We start from the raw sequence: 23,518 nt of genomic DNA, 5'->3' as shown, positions 1-23,518 counted from the left end.
CCGTTCCTCGACCGTTGCCGGGGAACCTGTCCCTCTTCCCCCTCCGACACCGGCTCGACGGTTCCGGACTGTCCGCTTACCACATCGCACCCCCGCCGCCCGGCCCCTCCGAGCTTTTCTCCCCCTAATAGATGCACAAGGGGGCGCAGATGTTGCACGCGGGGGTGCAATCTTCCGAACGAGGTGACGAACGTCCCACTCCCACACGGCCGTTGAACGCCCGTCGGTCAGCCGACACCCACCGGCTCCCGGGCCTCACCGCGGAAAACCTGCCGGGTGTGCCACGCACGATGCTGCGCCGCAACGGACGCGGTACCCGCCTGCGGGCCGATGACCGGACGTCCCGCCAGGGCGAGGACGTGCTGCCGACTGGCCTCGCTGCGGCCGACGAAGCGCCGGGAGACCAGGATCCGGTGGTCGTCCCCGAGGCCGAGGACGCCCTTGTCCAGGAGCTTGTGGTGCAGCGAGCACAGGCACAGGCCGTTGTCGACCTCGTCCGGCCCGTCGTGCGACCACCAGCGCACGTGCGCGGCCTCCAGGCCGACCGAGGTGCCGCCGAGCATCCCGTCGTAGCCGCAGAACGCGCACTGGAACTCGTAGGCGGTGAGTATCAGTTCACGCATCCGCCGGTCCCGCTGCCGCCGAGCCGCGGCCTCGGCGCCGGCCACCGCCCCGCTCTCCGCGAGCTCCAGATCGAGCCCGACGGCTTCGCACAGCTCCAGGTGCAGCGACGGCGCGAAGTGGGTGTCCAGCAGCACCCGCACCAGCCGCCCGAGCAGCGACGGCTCCCGGCGCAGCGCGGCCCGCAGCTCCGGCGCGAGCCGGCCGGCGGCCCCGCTGGAGCGGAGCACCCCGATGCCGCTGCCCGGACTCCCCGTTCCCCCGTCGGTCCGCACCTCCCACACCCCGTCGTTGACCAGGTGGTGGAACGGGTAGGCGGGGGTCGTCGGATTCGACGGTCCGTACTCGGCGAGCAGCCGCTTCAGCTCCTCCTCGACCTCGCTGTACCGGAGTTCGCGGTCGGCGTCCCGCTGGTGACTCCCGAGCGCGTACAGCAGCAGCAACGGCTTGTGCGGAGCCCGCGCGCCGTTGCTCGTCCACCGTCTCAGCTTCGCCACCCGCTCGAGCCAATCCATGCCCGCCAGGGTAGTTCGGAGCGCTGAAGGCCCGTCACCGGGCCGGAATGCCGACGGGCCGGTGCGTGCGGCACCGGCCCGTCGGGTGGTTCGAGGTGTCAGTGGCGCCTGGCGTGACGCTTCCGGCTCAGCAGCACGAGCGCCGCGCCCGCACCCACCAGCAAGGCGCCGAGGAGCACGATCCGGCCCGTGCCGGAGCTGCCGGTGAAGGCGAGCGATCCCTTCGGAGTGCTGGTCGCGGCGGGGCCTGCGGGCGTCGTTCCGGCCGGCGGCACGGACGCCGTCGGGCTCGGGCTCTCGCTGGGGCTCGCGCTCTCGCTGGGGCTCGCGCTCGGGCTGGGGCTCGAACTCGGGCTCTGCGACCCGGACCCCGACGGCTCGGGACTCGGCGAGGCGGAGTCCGACGGGCTGGGACTCGGCGACGCGGAGCTCGACGGCGTGGCCTCCGGGACGTACACGCCGGCGTCGATGGTGTGGTCGACGCCGCCGGGCTCGGACGGTGCGGTGACCTGCGCGTGGCCGAGGCCGGGCGGGCCCTCGGTCGGCGGGATCACGTTGGAGTCGTGGGCCCGGTCGTCGCCGGCCGTCGGGAGGGTGTACCGGAGGTCGGCGGCGGCCGGTTTGCCCGGCACCCCGCTGGTGTCCGCCGTCGAGACGTCGAACTCCACGGTGTAGTCCGCGCCCGGCGTCAGCTGGTAGGCGGCGCCCACCCCGCCGAAGTAGTACTCGCCGTTGGCGTCGGTCTTGGTCGTCGCGACCACCTTGCCCTCGGCGTCGAGCAGGTTGACGGTCACGCCCGGCAGCGGTGCCTCCCCGGCGTCCTGGATGCCGTTGTGGTCGCCGTCGAACCAGACCCGGTTGCCGATCTGGACGGGCGCGTTGGCGGCGGTGTACGCGATGTCGCCGAGGCCGCCGGCCTTGCCGAAGCCGTTCTTCTGGACGAACTCGTAGCCGTTGGCGTCCGGCTTGTTGCCGGGGCCGGCGCCGGTGTCGATGTCGTAGTAACCCGTGCCGCTGGTGAAGTAGTTGACGGTCGGGTCCATCTGGGTGCTGATCACCCACTGCTGCTGCGGGATGTAGGCGACGCCGCCGAGCGAGGTCTCCTGGTGGTAGAAGACGGCGAAGTCACCCGCGAAGTACGAGACGGCGCCGCTGGGCCGGGGCAGCGGGGGCGTGTTGGTGGCGGCGTGGTTGGGGCAGTTTCCGGTGCCCTCCCACGCGTACCCGCCGGTGGGGACGGCGCAGGCCATGTTGATGTCGCCGCCGGCGTACCCGGATTCGGTCTTGTTGTTGCCGGGCCGCGGGTCGAGCCCGACGGAGGCGACGTCCATGAACCGGTCGCGGAAGCCGAGGATCATCGAGCCGTCGCGGGCGAAGGCCATGCTGGCCAGCTCCGGCTCCGGGTAGACCATCCAACCGCTCAGCAGGTAGCTGTCCCAGTTGTCCAGCCCGGCGTGCCACGGGTTCCAGTAGTGGTCCTGGTCGTACTCGGCCACGCCGGTGCCGACGTAGCTGCGCTCGAAGTCCAGCGCCTGGCTCAGCACCTTGGTGAACCGCTTGCCGTCGTAGCCGTAGACGACGGCCTTCAGGTCGGCGCGCTTCTGGGTGCTCTCGGCGGAGCACACGCCGCCGACGTACAGGGTGTTGTCGTGGACGGCGAGGCCGGCCGGGCGCCAGTCGCCGGACGCCGCGCAGCCGGGGTCGGGGATCGCCACCGTGTTCTCGGGACCGGTGGCCTCCGACCCGGTCGCGTCGAAGCTGACCAGGCTGCGGGTGAGCATGTTCACCGCGTACAGCGTCGAGCCGTCCTCGGACAGGGCCAGGCCGCCGATGCTCTCCTTGCCCGGCGCGTCGACGAACTCGGCGTCCTTGATCATGTTGGTGCCGTGCGCGGTCTCGGTGGAGCCCGGCACCTTCGCGAACAGCGTCGGCGCGCTCCCGCCGTCGGCCGGCACGGCGTAGATCGCGTCGCCGCCCTCCGGCCCGTACGCGGTGAACCGCCGGGCGAACGCCGCCTGGAACAGTCGGCCGCGGTACTTGTCGTACGCCAGCCCCGAGGTCGTCCCCACCTGCTGCTGGGTGTCGAGCACGGTCGGACAGGCCGGTCCGGTCGGGCAGGTACCGCGAACGTCCTTGCCGAACGACACCAGCGCCCGGGTGTCGCTCCCCATCACCCTGTCGGTCTGGACCGGCACGAAGTAGCGGGCGTCCGGCTCCGTGTAGTCCGCCGCGTCCCAGACCCCGGTGATCACCGAGGCGTCCTTGCCGGCCGAGACGTCCACGAACGAGGTGAAGCTGTCGAAGTGGTTCGGCGCGGTCGAGGCGGGCGCCGGCCGCAGGTAGCCGTCGAACGGCGCCGGGACGCTCACATCCACCCGGTACCGCCCACCGCTCAACGCGGCCGACGGGGCCACCACGACCTTCCCGGTGACGTCCGTGGTGCCGGTCACCCGCCGGCCGGCCGGGTCGGTGACGCTGATCTTCATGCCGCGCTGCGGCACGTCCATGGCCGTGTTGATCACGCCGGTACCGAAGAAGTCGCGCAGCACTTGCACCGTCAGCGTCCCGTCGGTGGCCGTCGCACCGGCCTGCCCGGCGCCCGCCACGACCGCACCGGTGGTTCCGCCCACCAGTAACAGGCCGCACAGCCCCACCCGCGCCAGTTTGGTAGTTGGCATCGTGCTCCTTCACCTCGCCCCACACCGAGCCTAGGCCCGGTAACTTGCGCCAGTTTCCCACAAGTTGACGAAAACTCACACAATCGGAACCATTGATTTCGGATAGCCTGACGGAGGTCTGTCGGCCTCCCGCCACATGGGGAGCATCGTGGGGAACATCAGGATCGTTCGGGGCCGTACGCGCTGGGTGCTGGTCGCCCTGCTCGCCGTCGCGGTCGCCGCGATCAGCACCTTCGCCCTGCTCGGCACCGGCGACGACCCCACCGGCCCGCGCCCGCCGACCACGGACGAGGCGAACCGGCTGGCGCTCACCCGGTTCCGCAACTACGAGGCCGGCGGCCGCGCGCTGACCATCACCGTGCCCGGCACCGCCGGCCGGCTGACCGTCACCGGATCCGTCGACTTCCGCACCAGAACCGGCTACGGAGTCCTGCACGGAACCGGCCGCGACAGCTCCACCACCGGCCTGATCCAGTGGACGCCCACCACCGTCCGCGTCCTCCCCATGCCCGACGCCCCGGCCACCGCCCCCGCCACACCCCCCGCCTCCGGCTGGTCCACCCGCCCGCTCCAGACCTCCGGCAGCTCCCTCGACACCTCACTCGCCATCGCCCTGAACCTGGCCGCCGACCGCCCCGACAACCCCCAGCTCCTCCCCCAGAACGGCGCCACCTGGCTCTCCCGAACCACCCTGAACGGCCACCCCACCGACGTCATCACCGGCCCCAACGCCCGTGGCACCACCACCACTTCGGACACCGTCCGGTACTGGATCGACCCCGACGGCACCATGTACCGCGTCCAGGCCGCCCTCGCCTCCGACCCCCAACCGGTGATCGTCGACTTCGACACCCAGCCCTACGCACCCGTCCCCCCGACCCCCGACGCCACACCCGCCCCGTAGCCGCCTCAGGCGTTCTGCTCCGCCTCCGGACCGATCGGCCTGGTCAGGTAGTACTCCCGCACCCGCTCGGTGAGCACCAGACGCAGGGTCGGCTGCAGCACCGGGGCCTCGGGAATCGCATCCCACTTCATGTAGGGCCACCACCGTCCATGGGCGGCAAGGAGCAGCCGCTCGCCCCGGGCAGTCTCGCCGCGCACCGCGTACCAGCCGGCCATCCAGAGGCACGCGGCGAAGCGGTCCGGCGTCTCACCGGTGCTCTCGACCAGTGCGTGGGCACGGTCGAAGGCATTCGCACTGAACAGGTCCTGCCAGAGCAATTGCCGCTCCGCCACCGCCAGTTCGGCAAATCCCTTCGCCAGCATGCGCTCCGTCGCCCCGTCCAGCGGCCTGGCCGGACCGCCCCACTCGCAGTGGCAGGGCAGCAGCTCCTCGACCGGGCGCCCGGGCAACTCCTCGGCCACCCACGCCAGATCCTCGGTCAGATTCCGACCGGCCGGAAGCCGCCCCACCAGCCCCGCCAGCCGCGGCCCGGCCGGCCGCCCGGCATACAGCTGGGCCGCCAGCACGGCCTCGCGGAACGGCACGTCCTGATCGCACAACTCCCCTCCGAGCGGCCCGTCCCGGACGATCAGCTGCTCGGCCAACTCCGCCGCCTCGGCGAACCGGTCGCGCCAGCAGAGAATCTGAACCGCGGCGGCAACGGACTCCCACCCCTCGTCCCGCGGACCGTCCACCCGCCGCGCCATCTCCAGCAGCTCGGGCAACACCGCCTCGAACCGGCCCCGACGGGCCAGCGAGATCAACTCCTCGGCGGCGTTCATCCGTCCCCTTCCCCACCCCTGAGCCACCTCGGAAACGCTCGAGGCCAGGTGGGAGAGTATTCGACCTGGCCTCGAATCCGGAGGGCCGCCAGGGGATCGAACCCTGAACTTACGGATTAAAAGATCAAGCCCGATCGTGCCCCGCACAGTTGTCATCGCTCATTACGTGCTACTTCTGCAGGCTGGCAGGTTGTGGCGTGCCGCTTGATCCGCCGGTGAAGTGGCTCTGACACGCAGTCCGCTCACGCATAGCTCACGCACTCGCAGCGGGCCCAGACTCCTGAAGCCACCGATGACGCGGCCGGGCGAAGGGTCTGACGCGTTCCCTCCACTGTTCCGGTCCGAGCTCGGGATCAGACCTGGACCACATGGACGTCCTGGGCGTCCAACGCCTTCAGGTAAGCCGTGAGGTCAGTCGGGTCACTGGTGAAAACAACAGCGCTGCCATGTCGGGCCGCAGTCAGCGCGACCAAGGCATCCACGGCGTCCGGACGCTTCTTCGGAGGCAGCTCGGCCACAGCAAGCGCGCTACCGATGCGCTGCCACTCCGCCAGATCCGGCCCGGTCGCACACATGATGCAGACCGTCTGTCCAGCAGTAGTGGGACGCATCGCCAGGGCCGAGCTCCGCGCCTGCGGCACCGTACAGTCCTTGAGGGCCCCGGCCATGGCGTGCACAGTGGCAGGACTGGGCCGCCACACCTGGGCCAGTACCGGCCCGAGCACGACCGCGCGATGCGGCGTCTCCTTGAGGCCGGCGTGCAGCCGTACCGCCTTGGGCTTTCGATCAGCGAGCGCGATCAGCATGCCAGTGTCATAGACCGGCACCCGCGCGGTCACGCGGCGTTGCCCGGACGGGCCACAGGAGCATCCGCACCATAGATAAGTTCCATGGCCTCCGCGACCTCCCGGCGCTCCTCCTCCGTAAGGTCTTCATCAGCGACGTCAGGCAGCGGAGGCAGTTCGGCGGCCTCTGCCTCCGCTGCGGCAATCACCGCGTCGATCCGCGCGAACTGCGCCTCAGCGGCTTCCGCCTCGGCCATTTGCCGGGTAGCGGCGTTGACGAGATAAGCCGAAACATCCAGACCCGCGCGCTCGGCATGCTCCCGAATGCGCTCGGCATGATCGCTGTCGAGACTGATGCTGATCCTGGTCTTGGCCATGTCGTTAGTTTATTACGCGTATTACGACGCGCCAAGCGCTTTCCGCTCAACGATCGTCACCGGGGCCCACCCCCTCCGGTCCAGGCTCCGGGACGAGGGGCCCGCTCGTCGCCGGCACCCACCCCGGCGGTGTCAGTCGCCGGCCAGACCGTGGGCGCGCCGGTAGTCCTTGATCAGCCCGCTGGCCAGCCGCCCGCGCTCGCTGATCACCCTCCCCTGACTCTTGGCCCACTTCCGAACCAGCCTCGGATCCACGCCCTCGGCCACCATCGCAGCTACGGCCTCGCCTGCTGCCCCCCGCTCCCGTGGCGCCGGTACGCGCAGCCGGGGCAGACAGGAGGCTCGAAGTTCTCGACGGAGTCGAAGACCTGTCGGTCGGTCAGGATGTCCACGCCCGAGTTCATGAGGACACGGTCGACCTCGTCGCTGGTAGCTGTGCCCTCGGCGTGCTGGCCGACCAGGTACTCACTCGGGTCCGCGAGCGTCCCGGGAGTCGGGTTCGCCACCCTGGACGAAGTCGACCGAGCGTAGATCGAGCGGGGCATCTCACCGGAGAAGAACGCCGAACGGCGACGCCGCATGAACAATGCCGACCGCGACTGCCTCCTAGTCACCAACTACGAGCCGCTCATCCGAGCCGCTCATCGAGGGGCTCAAACTGCCCGACCCCGACGACCGGCACGTCCTCGCCGCCGCCATCAAGGCCGGCGCTCAGGTCATCGTCACGAACAACCCTCAAAGACTTCCCATCTGACTACCTCGCCGAATGGGACATCGAGCGAAAGTCCGCCGACGACTTCGTCATGGACTTGATCGACATGGACGGGCGCGTCGCGTACTCGTGTGCCCGCGAGATTGCGGACAGCCGCCGCAACCCGCCCGTCACGTTCGACGAAGTCCTGCTGCAATTGGAGCGCTCAGGACTGATCGAGTCTTCAACCGCTCTTCGCGCCGACCCACTGCCGCACGCCTGATCAGGTGCTGCGCACCGCCCTCTCGGCGACGGACAAGCAGGGCACGTTCTGACGGAATGTCAACCATCCCGCTCACGCGCACGCGCCCTTCCGAAGCGCAGCAGCACCCCGCCAAAAACACCAGCCGGGGTACTGCGCTGCAGGTCAGAAGGGGTGTGACCCCGTCCTTCCAAGTGGGCCGCCAGGGGCTCGAACCCTGAACCTACGGATTAAAAGATCAACGTCGTTCGTGCTCCGGCGGGTTGGAGCAGGTCATTTCCTGCTATGTCTGCAGCGTGTCGGCGTGTGCGATGACAGCCCATCCGGCACCGAACGGCCGCTGCCACGCAGTCAGCTCACGCGTCGCTCACGCAGGAACATCCCCGGCGGTGCTGGAGACGCGGGAGGCCGTGGGGTGTCGATGCCGAGGCCAACCAACGGGGCGGGGGCGGCAGTCCGGGCCGGCCCGCCTCCGGGGCGGGCGACGCGAATCAGGCCGATCACAGCTTCGGCCTTGGCGCGGTCGTTGTGGATGCCACCGGCCGAGGCCGTCCCAGACCGGGGGGTCTTGCTGGTCGACCCTCCGCACGAGGGGCCGGGCAGGAGGTACCTGTGCGCGGCGTGCCTGCGACGGTGCTCCGGTGGGTGCGGGGACCGTTGTCCGGAGTGCGCCGTGCGCCGGCGGTCGGGCGTCGGGAGGACTCAGTGCTCCGGGGTCGGGTACAGGCTGGCCAGGGGGTTCTCATAAGTCCCGGCGGGCATGCAGTCGGGGGCGGGGCTCTGCATCAGACCGGCCCGCAGTTCGCGGGAACTGTGCTCCGGGTCGGTCTTGGCCAGCGGCAGGTAGATGAAGAGCCGCAGGTCGGTCGGGATGGCGCTGGGGCGGATGGTGAGAACCTGCCGGGCGCCGTCCGAACCGGCTTCCCCCCGCATGTCCCAGCCGAAGGCCGACAGCGGGTCCTGGTTCGCCTTGGCCACGGTCTCCGGCGAGTAGGAGGGCATCGTAGGGTCGGGGGCGTGGCAGCCGGGTTCGCCGGCGTAGACGCGGCTGCGGACGCCGACCCGGTCCAGATCGTGCTGCAACTGGGTCGCGTCAATCGGCTTGTAGCCGTCCAGGATGGTGAGTTTGACGAGGTCGTCGCTGCTGCCCTGCAACGTGTACGCCACGGTGGTGACGCTGCCCAGCCCCTCGCTTCCCGGCGCGGCCACACTCGGGGAAGGCGCGGCGCGGTGGCCGGGCACCACGGCGAGCGCGGCCCCCGCCACGGCAGCGGCCACTCCCAGCGGGAGCACCACCCGCAGCATCAGGGTCCGTCGCTTGGTCGCGGGCCGGGGATTCTCGATGATGGCGCCCATCAAATGTTCCTTCAGTAGGAGCTGGCGGCGGCGAGGAAGTTCCGGATCGCCCGCGGCCGGCAGCAGCCGGGCCAGTTCCTCCCGCTCAGCCTGCTGGGACTGGTGCTGGGGGGTGGCGCTCATCGGATCGTCTCCTTGGTCGACCGGACCGCGAAGGCGCGGTCACCTGTTACCTGTCCGCGCTTGTCCGTGGGTTGCAGATTGTTCGCGGAGCGCTTCGCCTCCAGTTCCTTCGCGGTGAAGTTCCGCAGCCGGCTGCGAGCGCGGGAGAGCCGGGAGCGGATCGTCCCGATCGGCTTGCCCAGTGCCTCGGCGACGGCCGCGTGGTCAAGCCCCTCCCACACGCACAGCGCGAACACCTCCCGGTCGGCCGGGCACAACTGCTCCAGCGCGGCCTTCGCCGCGGCGATCTCCTCGGCGTCGGCCATGCGGCTGGTCAGCTCGACGGCGAAGTCGGGGGCGACTTCGCGCGGCGGAAGCGCGGCGAGTACCTTCCGATGACGGCGGGCGGCCCGCCGGGTGTTGCGGATGACGTTGGTGGCGATGCCCAGCAGCCAGGGCCGCAGGCTCTCTCCCTCGGGTTCGACCCTGGTGCGAAGGCGCCACGCCTCCAGAAAGGTCAGCGAGACCACGTCCTCGGCAACGTCCAAGTTCCCCGTCATCCGAACGGCGTGCCGGTACACCGCGCGGGCGTGGTCCTCGAAGACCTGCCCGAACGCCCTCGCATCCCCAGCCCGTATTTGAGCGCGTATCGATTTCTCCACGCCCGTACCTGTCCCGCCGCGTCCGGCCGTTGCCGTGACCCGCGCCACACGAACACCCCGGCCTCGGCGATGCCTCGTCGCCCCTCGCCCAGGGGCCGCACGTACGAGATGGTAATCCCGCCGCGCCAGCCGTCCGCAGAGACAATCGGCGGCAGCGGGTCGGGCCGACTCATGACTCGGTCAACGGCTGTCGGCCTTGGCGGAGGCGCGGACACCCGGGGTTCGGCCGGCACCGTCCGGCCACCGAGCGGGCGCTCCGGCCCGCACACCGCGTCGGTGACCGGGCTCCCGGCCATCCGCAGCGTCCGTCCCACCGTGAGGAGTTGGCTGCCGGAGCGGACGACGTCGCCGATCAGGGCGGTGCGCGGAACGGTGATGGCGATGCCCTCGATCTGCCGGTGGGAGCCGTACGGCTTTGGCAGACGACGCACAAACCCGGCGGGCAGGCCAGTGGCGGCCGACAGGGCGACGACCAACGGGATGCCGCCCAACTCGATGCCCGCCAGGACCTGGGCGCCGGCTGGCATGAGCTCGGCGTGTCGGTGTCGCGCAGCGCCGCCGGGTCGGAGGCGAGGCGCACGCCATGTGGCACCTCATGGCCTTCTGCGGCCCGCGCCGCGGTGAAGCCTGCGGCCTCTGCTGGTCGGAGACCGTCTCGACTCCCTTCCCTCGCCGTCAGCACCCAGCTTGTTCAAGGCGGTTGGGAGGCCGAGGAGTCCATCCGCAGCGCGCTCACGCAGATGCCCCGAGAACGCAGCAGCACCCCGATCACTCGAATTGGTCGGGGTGCTGCACTGCAGGTTAGAGGCGGTACTACCGCCACGTTCCAAGTGGGCCGCCAGGGGCTCGAACCCTGAACCTACGGATTAAAAGTCCGCAGCTCTGCCAATTGAGCTAGCGGCCCGGTGGCAGGCGTGGGCCTCGTGGGACAGCACCTGCCGGGGTGATCCTACCTGGTGCCCGGCGGGAGTTGGCCAGCGGATTACCGGGCGGGTCGGCGGCGGGGCGGGGCGGGGCCGACGGGCGGTCAGGTGGTGGGCAGGTGGGCGGCGCGGACCTTGCGGAGCCAGCTCTCGGCGGGGCGTTCGTCGGGTGTGGTGGGAAGGACGCCGGGGCGGTCGAAGCGGGCTTCGGCGTCGGCGAGCAGGGCGGTGGCGTCCTCGGGGCGCTGCGCGTACTGCTCGCCGAGGGCGCGGACCCGGTCCGGGTCGGGGAGGCGGATCTCCAGGTGGCCGGTCTCGTGCAGGGTGACGCCCTGGCGGACCAGGCGGACCAGGTGCCGGGCGTGCTTGGCGGCGCGGGCGGCGCCCGCCGGGTCGGTGCGGTCGCGGGCGGCGAGTTTGCGGAACTGCTGCCGGGCGTAGCCGAGATAAGCAGAGCGCACCGCCGGGCCGCTCAGGAAGGTCTCCCGGAGGCCGATCAGCTCCTCGCCGAGCGGCGTCCGGACTTCGTACAACTCTTCGGGCAGCCAGACCAGTTCGGTGGCGGTGGGGTTGCCGGAGAGGGCGAGCCGGCACCATTTGGCCGCCTCGTGCAGGGTGCGGTCCGGGGCGGTGGTGACGTGCGACTCGGCGGGCCGGTGCAGGCCGTGGAAGGCGACGGTGGGCGCGGCGAACAGGCCGAGCCGGTCGAGGTCGGAGCCGGCGTGGGCCAGGCCGTACGCGGTGGAGCCGACGATGCCGGAGAGCAGGACGTGCACGGGAGATCACCTCAACAAGAGCCGTCCCGGCAGTCTCGCCCCGAACGACCCGTACGCGCGAGCGATTTCCGACACGGCCGAGGGCGCTCCGCCCAGCAACGCCCCGTACGCGCGAGCGATTTCCGACACGGCCGAGGGTGCTCCGCCCAGCAACGCCCCGTGCCGATACTGGGCGCATGGCGAACGGCGAGATCGCGGCGGCGAAGCTCCGGGCCTGGTGGGCGCACCGGCAGTGGCTGGACGGCGGGCTGCACCAAGGGGCGTCCCCGGCGCAGGTGCTGACGGCGACGGGGTGGGCCCGTTCGGTGGGCGGTGCGGCGCCGTACCTGGGGCTGTTCGCGCGGGCGGGGCTGGGCCGGGCGGCGGTGGACGCGGCGCTCGCGGCCGCGGAGGTGCAGGAGTTGCCCGCGGCCCGGGGCTGTACGTACGTGCTGCCGGCGGAGGACTTCGCGCTCGGGCTGGCGGCGGGCGCGGGCGTCGCGGAGTCGGAGATCGCGGCGGCGGTGCGCCATCTCGGGGTGACCAGGGACGAGGTCGAGCAGCTCTGCCTGACGGTGTCCGAACTGCTGTCCGACACCGAGCCGTTGGGCCCACAGCAGATCCGCACCCTGGCCGGCCCGGCGGCCCGCCCGCTGGGCGAGACGGGCCGCAAGCGCGGCGTGTCGACCACGCTGCCGCTGGCGCTGGGCCTGTTGCAGTCGCGCGGGATGATCCGCCGGGTGCCGGTCAACGGGCGCCTGGACCAGCAGCGGTACGGCTATCTGCGCTGGGACCAGGCGGTGCACGGCGAGGCCGCCGACCTGGCCCGACGCTACTTCTCCTGGGCGGCGCCCGCCTCGGTGCGGCACTTCCGCTGGTTCTCCGGCTTCAACGCCGCCACCGCGAAGGCCGCACTGGCCCCGCTGCACCTGGTCGAGCTTCCCGGCTCCGAAATGCTGCTGATGCCGGCCGAACTCGCCGACGAGTTCCACGAGTTCACCGTCCCGGAGCAGCCCGCGTACGCACTGGTGGCAAGCATCGACGGCCTGCACCTGCTGCACCGCGACCTGCCGCGGCTGATCGACGAACGGGACGCCAACCGCCACACCCCGGCGTCCCGGACGGGGCGGAGCTTCGGCAGCGAGGCCGACCCGTCGACCCACCTGGTGGTGGACCGCGGCCGGATCGTCGGCTTCTGGGAGTACGACCCCGAACAGCGGGAGCTGGTGCACCAGTTGTTCGTGCCGATGGACGCCGCGCTGCGCGCCACCATCGACGCCGTCGAGACCTTCGTCCGCGAGGAGTTGGGCGACGCGCGGAGCTTCGGCCTGGACTCGCCGAAGAGCCGCGCCCCGAAGCTCGCCGCGCTGCGCACCGCCAGCCGCTATGCCACGCCCGGGAGTTCGAGCGGCAGGTAGCCGAACCCGGCGGCGCCCGGCCGGGCCCGGCGCAGACCGTCCAGCAGCACCGGCGGCGGGGAGGCGTACAGCGTGGAGTAGTGGTGCCGGCCGAGCGCCGGGTCGTTGGCCCAGGCGGGGCGCTCGGTGGCGGGGGTGGTGGCGAAGTGCCCGTCCGCGCCGTTCCGGTTGCCCCGGCCGTCCAGCCGGACCCACCACGAACTGCCGGGCAGCAGAACGCCGTTGAGGCCGTGCAGCACCTCCAGCCGCTGGTAGGCGAGCCCGGCGGGGATGCCGTTGGCGCGCAGCAGCGCGGCCAGCAGGTGGGCCTTGCCGTGGCAGATCGCGTTGCCGGCGGCCAGCACGTCCGAGGCCCGGTAGGCGGCCGACCAGTGGTCGACGTCGGCCGAGTGGTCGATCCGGTCGCGGACGAAGCCGAACACCGCCTCGGCGGTCGCAACCGGGTCGTCCTGCCGCAGCGCGGCGGCACGCTCCAGCACGGCGGGGTGCCGGTGGTCGACCACCTCGTCGGCGGCCAGGTACGCGTCGAGGGCGGTGTGTTCGGCCCGGAGCAGGCCGTGCGGGGAGACGGAAGGGTCCATGGCAGTGATGCTGCGTCGCCGACTCGCCGCCGGGCAAAGGGATTTCACCCCATGGACTACCGTCTGCGGCATGGTCTCCGTGAACGAAGGGACGGGCGGCATGGCACAGCACGAGGTACTGGTGGTCACCGGCGGCGGGCGCGGCATCGGAGCGGCCACCGCCCTGCTGGCGGGCGAACGCGGCTACCGGGTGTGCGTCAACTACCGCGCCGACCAGGCCTCGGCGGAGGGCGTGGTGGAGCGGATCCGCGCCGCCGGCGGCACGGCCGTCGCGGTGCGGGCGGACGTCAGCACCACCGCCGAGGTGGAGCGGCTGTTCGACACCGCGGAGCGCGAACTCGGGCCGCTCACCGCGCTGGTGAACAACGCGGGCACGCTGGAGAAGCAGTGCCGGCTGGACGAACTCGACGAGGACCGGCTGAACCGGATCTGGGCGGCCAACATCACCGGCCCGTTCCTGTGCGCGGCAGCGGCGGTACGCCGGATGTCCACCCGGTACGGCGGCCGGGGCGGGGCGATCGTCAACGTCGGCTCTGCGGCGTCCCGGCTGGGGTCGCCCGGCGAGTACGTGGACTACGCGGCGTCCAAGGGCGCGCTGGACTCGATGACCACGGGCCTGTCGCTGGAGGTCGCGGCCGAGGGCATCCGGGTGAACACCGTCCGCCCGGGCCTGATCTACACCGACATCCACGCGCTGGGCGGCGAGCCCGGCCGGGTCGACCGGGTCGGCCCCAACCTGCCGATGGGACGCGGCGGTCGGCCCGAGGAGATCGCCGAGGCGATCCTGTACCTGCTCTCCCCCGGCGCCTCCTACATCACCGGCTCCTTCCTGGACGCGGCCGGCGGTCGCTGACCCGCCATCGGCCCGTATGAACATCACGCATTGCGGCGATACCGGTTCGGTCAACGCCCCGGCGTGTCACCGCCCACCGCCCCTACGGTGGGCGGCATGACCGAGACCGAAATCGCCGCCGCGCCGTTCCTCGACATCCCCGACGTGCTCAACCTCCGCGACGCCGGTGCGGGGGTGTACCGCCCCGGGCTGCTCTACCGTTCGGCGAGCCTCAACCGGCTCACCGACGAGGGCGCCGCCCGCCTCGCGGAACTCGGCATCCGGACGGTCGTCGATCTGCGCAGCGCCGCCGAGCTCGAGATCTGGCCGGACCGCCCGATCGGCGAGGACGTCCAGTACCTGCACCTGCCACTGCTCCCGGACCCGGCCACCACCGACCTGGCCTGGCCCGAGGACCAGGCCGCGCTCTACCCGTTCATGGCCGAGACCGGCGGCGTCGCGGTCGCCGCCGCCGTCCGCGCACTGGCCACCGGCGGCCCGGTGCTGGTCCACTGCGCCGTCGGCAAGGACCGCACCGGCCTGACCATCGCCGTCCTGCAGACCCTGGCCGGCCTGCCCGAGGGCGCCGTCATCGCCGACTTCCTCCGCTCCAACGTCGGCCTCGGCCTCGACAACGGCCCCGTCCCCTACCTGGACACCGCCGGCGCGGAACGCCTCTCCCGACCCATCGAGGCCGCCCACCTGACCGCCGCACTGGCCCGCGCCCAGGAGCTCCACGGCACCCTCGAGAACTACGTCCTCAACCACGGGGCGTCCGACGCCGACCTCGCCGCGCTGCGCGCCCTGCGCCCGGAGTGAGCTGACCCGCGGTCCGCCGTCCCGTTCCCTCCCGGCGGCCCGACTCGTTGGTCGCGTTACGGTGGGCGGTGCGCGCGTCGGTCACGAGCTGCAGCGCGCGCCCACCAGGTGCGTCCAGCAGGTACGTCCACCAGCCGTCCGAAGGAGTCCGTCCCATGGCCCGCTTCCCCGCCACCGCCGCCGTCGCCGCCGCCGGTCTGATCGGCGGCTACGCCACCGCCCGGTTCAGCGGCCGGCGCGAGCTGGGCGGCGCCGTCCTGGCCGTCGCCGGGACGGCGGCCGCCGTGCGCTGGCAGCGCCGCGCGGGCACGCCCGTCGCGGTCGGCCTGACCACGCTGTACGTGGCGGCGTTCGGCGGCTCGCACCCGCTGGCGAAGAAGATCGGCGCCTGGCCGTCCGTCCTCGCCGTCACCGGCGTGGTCGCGGCCGCCTCGGCGATCGCCACCCGCGACTGACCCCCGCAGGCACCGAACCACGCCACGCAGGCCGGTCCGCCGCCGCCCCGGCGCTGGCCACCGGCGAGTAGGCACAGGCCGGACGGCGAACCACGCCGCGAAAGCCGCCCGCCGCTCGGCGTCGGCCACCGGCGAACAACCGCAGGTCCGGTACCGAACCGCGCCGCGCAGGCCGGTCCGCCGCCACCTCGGCGCTGACCACCGGCGAGTAGGCACAGGCCGGACGGCGAACCACGCCGCGAAAGCCGGTCCGCCCCTCGGCGTCGGCCACCGGCGAACAACCGCAGGTCAGGCACCGAACCACGCCACGCAGGCCGGTCCGCCGCCACCTCGGCGCTGACCACCGGCGAGCAGGCACAGGCCGGACGGCGAACCACGCCGCGAAAGCCGGTCCGCCGCCACCTCGGCGCTGACCACCGGCGAGTAGGCACAGGCCGGACGGCGAACCACGCCGCGAAAGCCGGCCCGCCCCTCGGCGTCGGCCACCGGCGAACAACCGCAGGTCAGACGCCGAACCGCGCCTCGAAGGCCGCCCGGTTCGCGGAGGGGACGCTGCGGTCCCAGACCGCGAACACCACCCGGTCGAAGGCCGCGCCCCACGCGTCCAGGGCCTGCCCGAACGCGTCCGCGACCTCGGCCGGGTCGTTGCGGAACACCCCGCAGCCCCAGGCGCCGAGCACCAGTTCGCGCGCCCCGTGCCGGGCGGCCGCCGCCAGCACCCGGGTGGCCCGCTCCGCCAGCACCGGCCCGAGGTCGAGCGCCTTGCCGGGCGAACGCAGCGCCAGCTGGCCCGCGTTGGGTGCCGGCGAGGTCAGGAAGCCGAGCCGGTGCGGCCGGGCCAGCAGCTCCCCGCGCCCGTCCCGGATCACCGGCACGCCCGGCGACCAGATCACCCGGTGGCTGTAGTGCAGGTCGCTGGAGGCGCGGTGCGCCTCGTAGTAGTCGGGGGCCTCCAGCAGACAGCGGTACAGCAGTGCCGTCCGGCAGAGGTCCTCCTCCTGGGCCTTGGCGCCCCGCAGGTACCCGCCGCCGGGGTTGCGCGCGGACGCGAAGTTCAGCACCGCGACGCTTCGCCCGCCGTCCGCGACCAGCCGCTCGGCGGCCTGCATACTGCCCTCGCCCGTCACCTCGGCGGCCCCGCGCAGCGGCCCCGGCCCGGCCCCGAACTCGGCCTCCGGCGGATAGGACACCGTCCCCGCCCGGGCCTCGGCCAGCTCCTCGGCGATCCGCACGGCCGTGCCGTCCGCGCACCGGTACTCGCCCCGGTCGGCGATCTCCTCGTTCTGCGTGGCGAGTGCCCGCTGCCTACTACTCATGCCGGGCACGCTAGCTCGCCGACTCCCGGCCCCACCAACGGATTTCCGCCCGCCCGGGAACGCGGCCGGGCCCGCCCCACCGAAGTGGAGCGGGCCCGGCCAGTGCTCAATGCAGAGCGTCAGTTCTTCCAACGCGGCTTGCGGTCGCCGCCGTTGAAGCCACCGCGGTCGTCACGGTTGAAGCCACCGCGCTCGCGGTCGCCGCCGAAGGAACGGCCACCGCGGTCATCGCGGTTGAAGCCACCCTGCGGACGGTCGCCGCCGAAGGAACGGCCACCGCGGTCGTCACGGTTGAAGCCACCCTGCGGACGGCCGCCACGGTCGCCACCGAACGAACGGCCACCACGGTCATCGCGGTTGAAGCCGCCACGCTCACGGTCGCCACCGAACGAACGGCCACCACGGTCGTCACGGTTGAAGCCGCCACGCTCACGGTCGCCGCCGAAGGAACGGCCACCGCGGTCATCGCGGTTGAAGCCACCCTGCGGACGGCCGCCACGGTCGCCACCGAAGGAACGGCCGCCACGGTCGTCACGGTTGAAGCCGCCACGCTCACGGTCGCCACCGAACGAACGGCCACCACGGTCATCGCGGTTGAAGCCACCGCGCTCACGGTCGCCACCGAACGAACGGCCACCACGGTCATCGCGGTTGAAACCGCCACGCTCACGGTCGCCACCGAAGGAACGGCCGCCACGGTCGTCACGGTTGAAGCCGCCACGCTCACGGCCACCGCGGTCGTCGCGGTCGCGGTTGTAGGCGGGGCGCTCGCTGCGGGCCTCGCGGTAGGACGTGGTGCGCTCCTCGGCCACCGGCTCGGCCGCGGCGGCCGGCTGCTCGGCGGTCTCGGTGCCGGCCTCGGCGGTCGCCTCGTCCGTCTCGACCTCGTCCTCGATGCCCAGCTCGGCACGCTCGCGGGCGGCACGGGCGGCCAGGCGGTCGGCCTCCTCGCGCAGCTCGTTGGCGCGGCGCTGGAGGCGCTCCAGCTCACGGGTGAGCTCGGCGACCTCGCGCTCGGCGGCGCCGGCGATGCCGGACGCGCTCTCGGCCTGGACCTCGACCAGCGAACGGGCGCCGGTGATCTTGGCGACCTCGGCGTCGAAGGCGTGGTCGAGGATGTGGCGCGAGGCGTCCACGCCCGCGTCCTCCATCAGGCGGAACACGCCGCGGCGCTGGTGCGGCAGCACCAGGGTGACGACGGTGCCGGAGCGGCCGGCCCGGGCGGTGCGGCCGGAGCGGTGCAGGTAGTCCTTGTGGTCACCCGCCGGGTCGACGTTCAGCACCAGGTCGATGCCGTCGACGTGGATGCCACGGGCGGCGACGTCGGTGGCGACGACCACGTTGAGGTAGCCGTCCTTGAAGTCGCCGAGGACGCGGGTACGGGCGCCCTGGGTCATGCCGCCGTGCAGCGCGTCGGCCTTCACGCCGGACTCCACCAGCTGCTGGGCGACCCGGTCCGCGCCCATCTGGGTGCGGACGAAGATGATGGTGCGGCCCTTGCGGGCAGCGATCGCGCTGGTGATCGGCGCCTTGTCCTTGGGCTTCACGACCAGGATGTGGTGGGTCATGGTGGTGACCGCGCCGGCCGACGGGTCGACCTCGTGGGTGACCGGGTTCTTCAGGTAGCGCTTGACCAGGGTGTCGATCTCGTTCTCCAGGGTGGCGGAGAACAGCAGGCGCTGGCCGCCGGCCGGCACCAGGTCGAGGATCTCGGTGACCTCGGGCAGGAAGCCCATGTCGGCCATCTGGTCGGCCTCGTCGAGGACGGCGATCTCGACCTCGTCCATCTTCGCGGAGCCGCGGTTGATCAGGTCGCGCAGGCGGCCGGGGGTGGCGACCAGCACGTCCACGCCGCGCTCCAGCGCGTAGATCTGGTTGGACATCGAGGTACCGCCGCAGACCACCTTCAGGCGCAGGCCGAGCACCGAGCCGAACGGCTCCAGGGCGTCGGCGACCTGCATGGCCAGCTCGCGGGTCGGGACCAGGATCAGACCGCGCGGGTGCTTCGCCTTGGTGCGCTCGCCGCCCGCCAGGCGGGTCAGCAGCGGCAGGCCGAAGCTCAGGGTCTTGCCGGAGCCGGTGCGGCCGCGGCCGAGGACGTCCTTGCCGGCCAGCGCGTCCGGGATGGTCGCGGCCTGGATCGGGAACGGGGTGGTGACGCCGCGCTTGGCGAGCGCCCGGACGACCTCGTCGTGCAGACCGAGGTCACCGAAGGTGATGGTCGGCTCGGCGTCGGTGGCGTCGGTGTCGGTGGCGTCGGCCTCCGCGGCCTCGCCGGCGTCGGTCAGCTCGGCGAGCTCCGCGTCGAGCGTGTCGGTGTCGAGAGAGTCGGTGTCGGCGGCGTCGGAGCCGTTCGCGGGCATGGCGAAGCGGGCGTCGTCAACGAGAGACATGCAAAACCTTCCGGAAGTGGCACGCGCCAAAGTCCGGGGGTCTGTTGGAAATACCGCCTCTATGCGGTCAGCCACGGATCGCCGGAACGCGCCAAGGGCGCTCAAAGGTGTGAGGAGCGCCAGCCAAATAGGATCAAACGAACGATCTACCACCATAGGGGAGCCTACGGATCAGAGGCAAATCCCCTGGCCAGCGCCCCGGAAGCAAGGCTCCGCCGCCGCTTCTGGGCCCGGCGGCGGCCCGACCGTCGCGCTCAGCGCCGACCGTCGCGCTCAGCGCCCGCCCGTCGCGCTCAGTGCCCGCCCGTCTCGCTCAGTGGCCGGACGGCGACTCGCTGGGCTCCGCCGGCGTCCCGCTGGGCGTCGGCGAGGGCTTGGCCGAATGCGAGGGCTCCGGCGTGCTGGGCTGCGGCGGCGTCGGCGTGGACGCGCTGCCGCCACCGGTCGGGGTCGGCGCGGGCGTTCCCGGCGTCGCGGGCGTGCCGGTCGGGCCGGGAGTGCCGACGTTCGTCCCGGGCACCGGCACCGGAGCTCCCTGCAACCCGACCGCCGGCGGCGTCGGCCCCGGAACGTGCGCCCCCGGGGACGGCGCCACACCGGGTGACGCGCCGTCAGCACTCGGCGCACCGCCACGCTCCCCGCGCTGCCCGCCCTGGTGCCCACCGGCCCCCACGCCGGCCTTGAGCGTGGTGGCCGTCCCCGGGCCGGTCGGCTTCACCCGGTCCGGCCCGGCGGGCGGCTGCCCGCCCACCGACATGCAGCCGCTCAGTCCGAACACGGCGACCGCCGCCATCGCCGCCCCCGCCACCACCCGTCGCCGCGCCGACCGAACCGCCATCACCGAGCCACCTCCCGCACGACCCGCCCGGGCCGCCAATCGTTCTCGGGTGCCCAACGCGCGTCCGCCCCACCGGGACACGGGCAACCGCCGACCATCAGCCCCGCGCCACCCACCGCGGGCGCACCGGCGCGGATCATCTGGCGTCCCGTCAACGGACCTCCGACAATGGACGGGTGGAGATGACCAGGGACGAGTTCGAAGCGCTGGTGTCCGACGCGCTGGACCAGATTCCGCCGCAGCTGGCCGCGATGATGGACAACGTGGCGGTCTTCGTCGAGGACGAACCCGACCCCGCCACCCCCGAACTGCTCGGCCTCTACGAGGGCATCCCGCTCACCGAACGCGGCGAGTGGTACGCCGGCGTCCTCCCCGACCGGATCCTGATCTACATGGGCCCGACCCTCCGTCACTGCGACTCCCGCGACCAGGCCGTCGAGGAGGTCCGCATCACCGTCATCCACGAAGTCGCCCACCACTTCGGCTTCGACGACGACGAACTCCACGACCTCGGCTGGTCCTGAAACCCCCGCCGCGCCCACCCCCGGAAACCGTTTTGGCGTTCCAGCCCGGCATCCCATATGCTTCTCGACGTCCCCGAACGCCGGATAAACCGGCCGGAAGGGCCGCAAGCCCTCATCGTCTAGTGGCCCAGGACGCCGCCCTTTCAAGGCGGTAGCACGGGTTCGAATCCCGTTGGGGGTACGCAGTACCGCAGTAAGGTCCTGTGCGGAGCAATCCGCATGAGGTCCCGTGGAGCAGTTGGTTAGCTCGCCACCCTGTCAAGGTGGAGGTCGCGGGTTCAAGTCCCGTCGGGATCGCTCGTCTCGCAAGAGGCGTGCAGTTGCAGTACGGCCAGGTAGCTCAGTTGGTACGAGCGTCCGCCTGAAAAGCGGAAGGTCGCCGGTTCGACCCCGGCCCTGGCCACACAGTTTGACCAGCAGAAAGCCCCCGAGCGCATCGCGCTGCGGGGGCATTTTTGTGCCGTTTGACGCCAACGGGACGGCTGACGGTCGCCACTCTTCTGCCGACAGTAAGTACGTAACGTACTTGACGTACTTCACGGCGGGCGCAACCCTGGTTCTCGGACGAGGAGGCTCCCAATGGCAGCAGTCCACTACGAGAGCTACACCGAAGCCCGAGCGCATCTGAAGGACCTGCTGGACGCAGCCGGGCAGGGCCGGGTCGCGACCGTTCGCCGAGACACCGGCCGTGCGGCCGTCGTCGACGCGGGGCGGCTGCGCCACGCCCTCACGCTGCTGTGCCCCTCCAAGGCCGAGGTGGTCGCCGAGGGCGGTGGCTGGTCGGTGTTCTTCCCCGGCCTCCCGGTCGCCGCGGACGGCGGCACGTTCGATGAGGCCATCGACGAGATGGTCGACGCGCTGCGCGAGTACGCGGAGGACTGGCAGGACCGACTCCTGAGCGCTCCGAACCACCGCGACAACTGGGGCCTGGTTCAGCTGATCGGCCTCAGCGACGACGCGCAGCTCCGCGATTGGCTGCTCGGAGTCGCGAAGTGACCTGGCCTCAGCCGACACGCGAACGGCACGAGCAGTTCTGCAAGGTTGAAGGCTGGGAACGCGTACGTGACGCGCGTGGTCGCACCGGCACCCACCACATCACATATGAATTCGGGCTCCCCGACGAGCGGATCCTGCGTACTCGGGTATCGCACCCGGTCGACCGCACCGCGTACGGCGCGAGCATGTGGGCGCACATCCTCCGCGATCAGCTGGACGTGACGGAGGATGTTTTCTGGCCCTGTGTCCTGGACGGCACGCTTCCCGATCGAGGCGCGCCTGAGCCACCACGCGAGGCGCTTCCCGTAGATCTGGTCCACATGCTGATCAACCGCGTCGGACTCACCGAGGACCAGGTCGCCGAGCTGGACAAGGCCCAGGCGATCGCGCGACTCCAGCAGTTCTGGACCGAGGGGCACTGATTACGGCCGCTGGATCGCGGCCCAGGACCATCCGATCTCCCTTGGCGAGCCCCACGCACGGGAAGGACGGGCGTCAGCCCAGCGCCCGGTCGTCGAGGCGGCGCAGCAGGCCAGGCAGGCGCTGATGCTCCTCGCGGAGCGCGGTCAGCCGCTGCCGAAACTGGAGGCCGCGTCCGACGTGGTCGCAGGCGTCACGGAGCTGGACCAGGAGTGCCACGGCGGTGTCGTAGCGGGCCGCCTGCTTACGCGCGACGTGGTTCTCGACCTCGTGCCAGATCACTTCCTCATCGGCAGCCAGGGCGGACAGCTTCGCCGCCCGCGCGTCCACTCCAACCAGCTCGGCGCGCTGCCGACGCTCGGTGGCCAGCGCATGCGCGGCGTCCAGCAGTTCGGCGGCAGAGCGCTGCCCCGGCACCGTCGCGACGGGCGGCTCGCCGCGCAGCCGGCGCACGAGTTCGGCTCCCAACTGAGGCTCATCACCCAGCGCGAGGCGCAACAGGAGATCGTCCTTCTCCGTCTCGGGAAGCGCGGCGACCAGCGGCGCCAACTCCTTCTTCCCGGGCCTCTTCCAAGGCGCGGAGGCGGGCGGGCTGGCCTGGGCGGCGACCGCCAGCAGGTCGGCGTCGACACGCAGGAAGTCCGCGAGCGCCCGCTGTGGTGCGGTGAGCCGGTCGAGCCCAGCCGGGACCGGGGGCTCGACCGCTGCCTGGTAAGCCTCCTCGCCGTCGTCCTGGAGTGCCCAGGCGCCGATGCCGGACAGCCACGCGAGGTACAAGGCGCGGTGATCCCCGGAGGCCAGCTCGGCCCGAACCCCGGCGATAGCACCGAGCGAGTCCTCGGCACCCTCGTCCCAGTCTCCGCTCTCGTCCTCACTGCGCAGGTCGAGGATGAGATGGGTCCTGGTCGTCCATGCCTCGAAGCACTCGTCGAAGCAGTACGGTTCCACCGCTCGCTGTGTGAGCTGCCCCTTGGGCACACGCAGGATCACCTGGTGGGTGCCCCAGTCGGTCAGGTAGAGATGAGCGTCGTAGTACTGCTCCACCATTCGCCTGGGGTCACCTCGGAAGTTGCCCCACTGGTATTCGTTGGTGAAGCTGGTCGCCGTAATCCGAGCCCGGGTCGACAGCGATCGCAGTTCTTCCTGCTCCTCGCGGGTCAGCGGGCGGTCGATCGCCAGGAACTCGTAGTACTGGTACTCACTCATCGCCGCGACCCTAGCGGGACCCCCGATCCCCGATGACGAAATCCGCCAAGCCCGAGGCAGGCATACGCCCGCAGTCAGCTGCGGCGCCGGCCGACCGGGACCGACCCGCGCACTTCTCGGCTGAACCTGACGCGTAGATGAACCCGGCCAACGGCGGACTCGCCGACTAGATGCAATACCGGTGACTTTGTGTGGTTTTGGTCGTTGGGCTGGTTGTGCCAAGGCCTGGACAGGTGAAGTCGTCGGCGGGTGAGCGGTTCTCGGACCG

Annotated in this window: 27 protein-coding genes and 4 tRNA genes; 13 read left to right on the top strand and 18 right to left on the bottom strand. The window is 71.8% G+C overall.

What is annotated here, in order from left to right; genetic code table 11:
- Positions 1–227: 227 nt before the first annotated feature.
- Complete coding sequence (locus ACGFWJ_RS30055) at positions 228–1,136, bottom strand: phosphorothioated DNA-binding restriction endonuclease (protein ID WP_392955158.1); 909 nt, start codon at positions 1,134–1,136, stop codon at positions 228–230.
- A gap of 98 nt (positions 1,137–1,234) precedes the next feature.
- Positions 1,235–3,814: an SdrD B-like domain-containing protein gene (locus ACGFWJ_RS30050; RefSeq protein ID WP_392955156.1), complete on the bottom strand. Its 2,580-nt coding sequence runs from the start codon at positions 3,812–3,814 to the stop codon at positions 1,235–1,237.
- A 223-nt stretch (positions 3,815–4,037) separates the two neighbouring features.
- On the opposite strand from ACGFWJ_RS30050, the gene ACGFWJ_RS30045 reads away from it, so the two are divergent.
- Complete coding sequence (locus ACGFWJ_RS30045; RefSeq protein WP_392955263.1) at positions 4,038–4,718, top strand: hypothetical protein; 681 nt, start codon at positions 4,038–4,040, stop codon at positions 4,716–4,718.
- Positions 4,719–4,723: 5 nt separating this feature from the next.
- Here ACGFWJ_RS30045 and ACGFWJ_RS30040 read toward each other — a convergent pair whose 3' ends face one another.
- The 5 genes from ACGFWJ_RS30040 to ACGFWJ_RS30020 form a co-directional block, all read right to left on the bottom strand.
- Complete coding sequence (locus tag ACGFWJ_RS30040) at positions 4,724–5,539, bottom strand: hypothetical protein (protein ID WP_392955155.1); 816 nt, start codon at positions 5,537–5,539, stop codon at positions 4,724–4,726.
- 353 nt (positions 5,540–5,892) lie between these two features.
- Complete coding sequence (locus ACGFWJ_RS30035) at positions 5,893–6,345, bottom strand: hypothetical protein (RefSeq protein ID WP_392955153.1); 453 nt, start codon at positions 6,343–6,345, stop codon at positions 5,893–5,895.
- A gap of 29 nt (positions 6,346–6,374) precedes the next feature.
- Positions 6,375–6,701: a ribbon-helix-helix protein, CopG family gene (locus tag ACGFWJ_RS30030; protein WP_387640482.1), complete on the bottom strand. Its 327-nt coding sequence runs from the start codon at positions 6,699–6,701 to the stop codon at positions 6,375–6,377.
- 132 nt (positions 6,702–6,833) lie between these two features.
- The gene (locus tag ACGFWJ_RS30025) at positions 6,834–6,956 is read right to left on the bottom strand and encodes a hypothetical protein (protein WP_387640480.1); all 123 of its coding nucleotides are present in this window, start codon (positions 6,954–6,956) and stop codon (positions 6,834–6,836) included.
- Positions 6,957–6,976: 20 nt separating this feature from the next.
- On the bottom strand, positions 6,977–7,207 hold the full coding sequence (locus ACGFWJ_RS30020) for a hypothetical protein (protein WP_392955150.1): 231 nt from the start codon (positions 7,205–7,207) through the stop codon (positions 6,977–6,979).
- 137 nt (positions 7,208–7,344) lie between these two features.
- On the opposite strand from ACGFWJ_RS30020, the gene ACGFWJ_RS30015 reads away from it, so the two are divergent.
- Together ACGFWJ_RS30015 and ACGFWJ_RS30010 are read left to right on the top strand one after the other, a co-directional pair.
- Positions 7,345–7,455, top strand: coding sequence for a PIN domain-containing protein (locus tag ACGFWJ_RS30015; RefSeq protein ID WP_392955261.1), 111 nt, complete (start codon positions 7,345–7,347; stop codon positions 7,453–7,455).
- Positions 7,456–7,504: 49 nt separating this feature from the next.
- On the top strand, positions 7,505–7,675 hold the full coding sequence (locus tag ACGFWJ_RS30010) for a hypothetical protein (RefSeq protein ID WP_392955148.1): 171 nt from the start codon (positions 7,505–7,507) through the stop codon (positions 7,673–7,675).
- A 681-nt stretch (positions 7,676–8,356) separates the two neighbouring features.
- Here the strand turns inward: ACGFWJ_RS30010 and ACGFWJ_RS30005 are convergent.
- From ACGFWJ_RS30005 to ACGFWJ_RS29985, 5 genes are all read right to left on the bottom strand, one after another.
- Complete coding sequence (locus ACGFWJ_RS30005) at positions 8,357–9,133, bottom strand: hypothetical protein (protein ID WP_392955147.1); 777 nt, start codon at positions 9,131–9,133, stop codon at positions 8,357–8,359.
- Complete coding sequence (locus ACGFWJ_RS30000; protein WP_392955145.1) at positions 9,130–9,672, bottom strand: RNA polymerase sigma factor; 543 nt, start codon at positions 9,670–9,672, stop codon at positions 9,130–9,132. Before ACGFWJ_RS30000 ends, ACGFWJ_RS30005 begins: the two co-directional genes overlap by 4 nt.
- The gene (locus tag ACGFWJ_RS29995; protein WP_392955143.1) at positions 9,669–10,301 is read right to left on the bottom strand and encodes a hypothetical protein; all 633 of its coding nucleotides are present in this window, start codon (positions 10,299–10,301) and stop codon (positions 9,669–9,671) included. The genes ACGFWJ_RS30000 and ACGFWJ_RS29995 overlap by 4 nt, the downstream gene beginning before the upstream one ends.
- Before the next feature lie 304 nt (positions 10,302–10,605).
- Positions 10,606–10,678, bottom strand: a tRNA-Lys gene (locus ACGFWJ_RS29990).
- A 123-nt stretch (positions 10,679–10,801) separates the two neighbouring features.
- Positions 10,802–11,473 carry a DNA polymerase beta superfamily protein gene (locus ACGFWJ_RS29985; protein WP_387640468.1) on the bottom strand — a complete coding sequence of 224 codons (672 nt, stop codon included), beginning with the start codon at positions 11,471–11,473 and terminating at the stop codon, positions 10,802–10,804.
- Positions 11,474–11,649: 176 nt separating this feature from the next.
- Between ACGFWJ_RS29985 and ACGFWJ_RS29980 the strand changes: the two genes are divergently transcribed.
- Positions 11,650–12,870 carry a DNA glycosylase AlkZ-like family protein gene (locus ACGFWJ_RS29980; protein ID WP_392955141.1) on the top strand — a complete coding sequence of 407 codons (1,221 nt, stop codon included), beginning with the start codon at positions 11,650–11,652 and terminating at the stop codon, positions 12,868–12,870.
- Here the strand turns inward: ACGFWJ_RS29980 and ACGFWJ_RS29975 are convergent.
- Complete coding sequence (locus tag ACGFWJ_RS29975) at positions 12,837–13,451, bottom strand: transglutaminase domain-containing protein (protein WP_392955139.1); 615 nt, start codon at positions 13,449–13,451, stop codon at positions 12,837–12,839. The genes ACGFWJ_RS29980 and ACGFWJ_RS29975 overlap by 34 nt on opposite strands.
- A gap of 70 nt (positions 13,452–13,521) precedes the next feature.
- On the opposite strand from ACGFWJ_RS29975, the gene ACGFWJ_RS29970 reads away from it, so the two are divergent.
- From ACGFWJ_RS29970 to ACGFWJ_RS29960, 3 genes are all read left to right on the top strand, one after another.
- A complete protein-coding gene (locus ACGFWJ_RS29970) occupies positions 13,522–14,304 on the top strand; it encodes an SDR family oxidoreductase (RefSeq protein ID WP_392955137.1) in 783 nt (260 codons plus the stop codon).
- 96 nt (positions 14,305–14,400) lie between these two features.
- The gene (locus tag ACGFWJ_RS29965) at positions 14,401–15,102 is read left to right on the top strand and encodes a tyrosine-protein phosphatase (protein WP_392955135.1); all 702 of its coding nucleotides are present in this window, start codon (positions 14,401–14,403) and stop codon (positions 15,100–15,102) included.
- 155 nt (positions 15,103–15,257) lie between these two features.
- Positions 15,258–15,557, top strand: coding sequence for a hypothetical protein (locus ACGFWJ_RS29960; RefSeq protein ID WP_387640457.1), 300 nt, complete (start codon positions 15,258–15,260; stop codon positions 15,555–15,557).
- Positions 15,558–15,845: 288 nt separating this feature from the next.
- Here ACGFWJ_RS29960 and ACGFWJ_RS29955 read toward each other — a convergent pair whose 3' ends face one another.
- The 4 genes from ACGFWJ_RS29955 to ACGFWJ_RS29940 form a co-directional block, all read right to left on the bottom strand.
- On the bottom strand, positions 15,846–16,043 hold the full coding sequence (locus ACGFWJ_RS29955; protein ID WP_392955133.1) for a hypothetical protein: 198 nt from the start codon (positions 16,041–16,043) through the stop codon (positions 15,846–15,848).
- 17 nt (positions 16,044–16,060) lie between these two features.
- Complete coding sequence (locus tag ACGFWJ_RS29950) at positions 16,061–16,873, bottom strand: TIGR02452 family protein (RefSeq protein WP_392955131.1); 813 nt, start codon at positions 16,871–16,873, stop codon at positions 16,061–16,063.
- Between the two features lie 119 nt (positions 16,874–16,992).
- Complete coding sequence (locus ACGFWJ_RS29945; protein ID WP_392955129.1) at positions 16,993–19,266, bottom strand: DEAD/DEAH box helicase; 2,274 nt, start codon at positions 19,264–19,266, stop codon at positions 16,993–16,995.
- Between the two features lie 313 nt (positions 19,267–19,579).
- Positions 19,580–20,104: a hypothetical protein gene (locus tag ACGFWJ_RS29940; protein ID WP_392955127.1), complete on the bottom strand. Its 525-nt coding sequence runs from the start codon at positions 20,102–20,104 to the stop codon at positions 19,580–19,582.
- Positions 20,105–20,286: 182 nt separating this feature from the next.
- Between ACGFWJ_RS29940 and ACGFWJ_RS29935 the strand changes: the two genes are divergently transcribed.
- The 6 genes from ACGFWJ_RS29935 to ACGFWJ_RS29910 all read left to right on the top strand — a co-directional run bounded on the left by ACGFWJ_RS29935 (position 20,287) and on the right by ACGFWJ_RS29910 (position 22,046).
- Positions 20,287–20,628, top strand: a complete 342-nt coding sequence (locus tag ACGFWJ_RS29935; RefSeq protein WP_387640729.1) for a metallopeptidase family protein — start codon at positions 20,287–20,289, stop codon at positions 20,626–20,628.
- Between the two features lie 108 nt (positions 20,629–20,736).
- A tRNA-Glu gene (locus tag ACGFWJ_RS29930) sits at positions 20,737–20,809 on the top strand.
- 42 nt (positions 20,810–20,851) lie between these two features.
- A tRNA-Asp gene (locus ACGFWJ_RS29925) sits at positions 20,852–20,925 on the top strand.
- Positions 20,926–20,957: 32 nt separating this feature from the next.
- A tRNA-Phe gene (locus tag ACGFWJ_RS29920) sits at positions 20,958–21,031 on the top strand.
- A 176-nt stretch (positions 21,032–21,207) separates the two neighbouring features.
- Positions 21,208–21,624: a prevent-host-death protein gene (locus ACGFWJ_RS29915; RefSeq protein WP_392955125.1), complete on the top strand. Its 417-nt coding sequence runs from the start codon at positions 21,208–21,210 to the stop codon at positions 21,622–21,624.
- Entirely contained in the window at positions 21,621–22,046 is a 426-nt protein-coding gene (locus tag ACGFWJ_RS29910) for a cytotoxic translational repressor of toxin-antitoxin stability system (protein ID WP_392955123.1), read from the top strand. Before ACGFWJ_RS29915 ends, ACGFWJ_RS29910 begins: the two co-directional genes overlap by 4 nt.
- A gap of 73 nt (positions 22,047–22,119) precedes the next feature.
- On the opposite strand, the gene ACGFWJ_RS29905 is transcribed toward ACGFWJ_RS29910, so the two are convergent.
- Complete coding sequence (locus ACGFWJ_RS29905; RefSeq protein ID WP_392955121.1) at positions 22,120–23,250, bottom strand: hypothetical protein; 1,131 nt, start codon at positions 23,248–23,250, stop codon at positions 22,120–22,122.
- Positions 23,251–23,518 lie beyond the last annotated feature (268 nt).

Source organism: Kitasatospora sp. NPDC048407 (assembly GCF_043200475.1).
Classification (GTDB): Bacteria; Actinomycetota; Actinomycetes; order Streptomycetales; family Streptomycetaceae; genus Kitasatospora.
Note: the sequence above shows the minus strand (reverse complement) of the source record. Positions and strands in the feature narration are given on the sequence as shown.

Bases quoted from the DNA above. Each gene is read 5' to 3' on its own strand.
- ACGFWJ_RS30055 (WP_392955158.1), bottom strand. From the start codon at position 1,136: ATGGATTGGCTCGAGCGGGTGGCGAAGCTGAGACGGTGGACGAGCAAC.
- ACGFWJ_RS30050 (WP_392955156.1), bottom strand. From the start codon at position 3,814: ATGCCAACTACCAAACTGGCGCGGGTGGGGCTGTGCGGCCTGTTACTG.
- ACGFWJ_RS30040 (WP_392955155.1), bottom strand. From the start codon at position 5,539: ATGAACGCCGCCGAGGAGTTGATCTCGCTGGCCCGTCGGGGCCGGTTC.
- ACGFWJ_RS30035 (WP_392955153.1), bottom strand. From the start codon at position 6,345: ATGCTGATCGCGCTCGCTGATCGAAAGCCCAAGGCGGTACGGCTGCAC.
- ACGFWJ_RS30030 (WP_387640482.1), bottom strand. From the start codon at position 6,701: ATGGCCAAGACCAGGATCAGCATCAGTCTCGACAGCGATCATGCCGAG.
- ACGFWJ_RS30010 (WP_392955148.1), top strand. From the start codon at position 7,505: ATGGACTTGATCGACATGGACGGGCGCGTCGCGTACTCGTGTGCCCGC.
- ACGFWJ_RS30005 (WP_392955147.1), bottom strand. From the start codon at position 9,133: ATGAGCGCCACCCCCCAGCACCAGTCCCAGCAGGCTGAGCGGGAGGAA.
- ACGFWJ_RS30000 (WP_392955145.1), bottom strand. From the start codon at position 9,672: ATGACGGGGAACTTGGACGTTGCCGAGGACGTGGTCTCGCTGACCTTT.
- ACGFWJ_RS29995 (WP_392955143.1), bottom strand. From the start codon at position 10,301: ATGCCAGCCGGCGCCCAGGTCCTGGCGGGCATCGAGTTGGGCGGCATC.
- ACGFWJ_RS29980 (WP_392955141.1), top strand. From the start codon at position 11,650: ATGGCGAACGGCGAGATCGCGGCGGCGAAGCTCCGGGCCTGGTGGGCG.
- ACGFWJ_RS29975 (WP_392955139.1), bottom strand. From the start codon at position 13,451: ATGGACCCTTCCGTCTCCCCGCACGGCCTGCTCCGGGCCGAACACACC.
- ACGFWJ_RS29970 (WP_392955137.1), top strand. From the start codon at position 13,522: ATGGTCTCCGTGAACGAAGGGACGGGCGGCATGGCACAGCACGAGGTA.
- ACGFWJ_RS29965 (WP_392955135.1), top strand. From the start codon at position 14,401: ATGACCGAGACCGAAATCGCCGCCGCGCCGTTCCTCGACATCCCCGAC.
- ACGFWJ_RS29960 (WP_387640457.1), top strand. From the start codon at position 15,258: ATGGCCCGCTTCCCCGCCACCGCCGCCGTCGCCGCCGCCGGTCTGATC.
- ACGFWJ_RS29950 (WP_392955131.1), bottom strand. From the start codon at position 16,873: ATGAGTAGTAGGCAGCGGGCACTCGCCACGCAGAACGAGGAGATCGCC.
- ACGFWJ_RS29945 (WP_392955129.1), bottom strand. From the start codon at position 19,266: ATGTCTCTCGTTGACGACGCCCGCTTCGCCATGCCCGCGAACGGCTCC.
- ACGFWJ_RS29940 (WP_392955127.1), bottom strand. From the start codon at position 20,104: ATGGCGGTTCGGTCGGCGCGGCGACGGGTGGTGGCGGGGGCGGCGATG.
- ACGFWJ_RS29935 (WP_387640729.1), top strand. From the start codon at position 20,287: ATGACCAGGGACGAGTTCGAAGCGCTGGTGTCCGACGCGCTGGACCAG.
- ACGFWJ_RS29915 (WP_392955125.1), top strand. From the start codon at position 21,208: ATGGCAGCAGTCCACTACGAGAGCTACACCGAAGCCCGAGCGCATCTG.
- ACGFWJ_RS29905 (WP_392955121.1), bottom strand. From the start codon at position 23,250: ATGAGTGAGTACCAGTACTACGAGTTCCTGGCGATCGACCGCCCGCTG.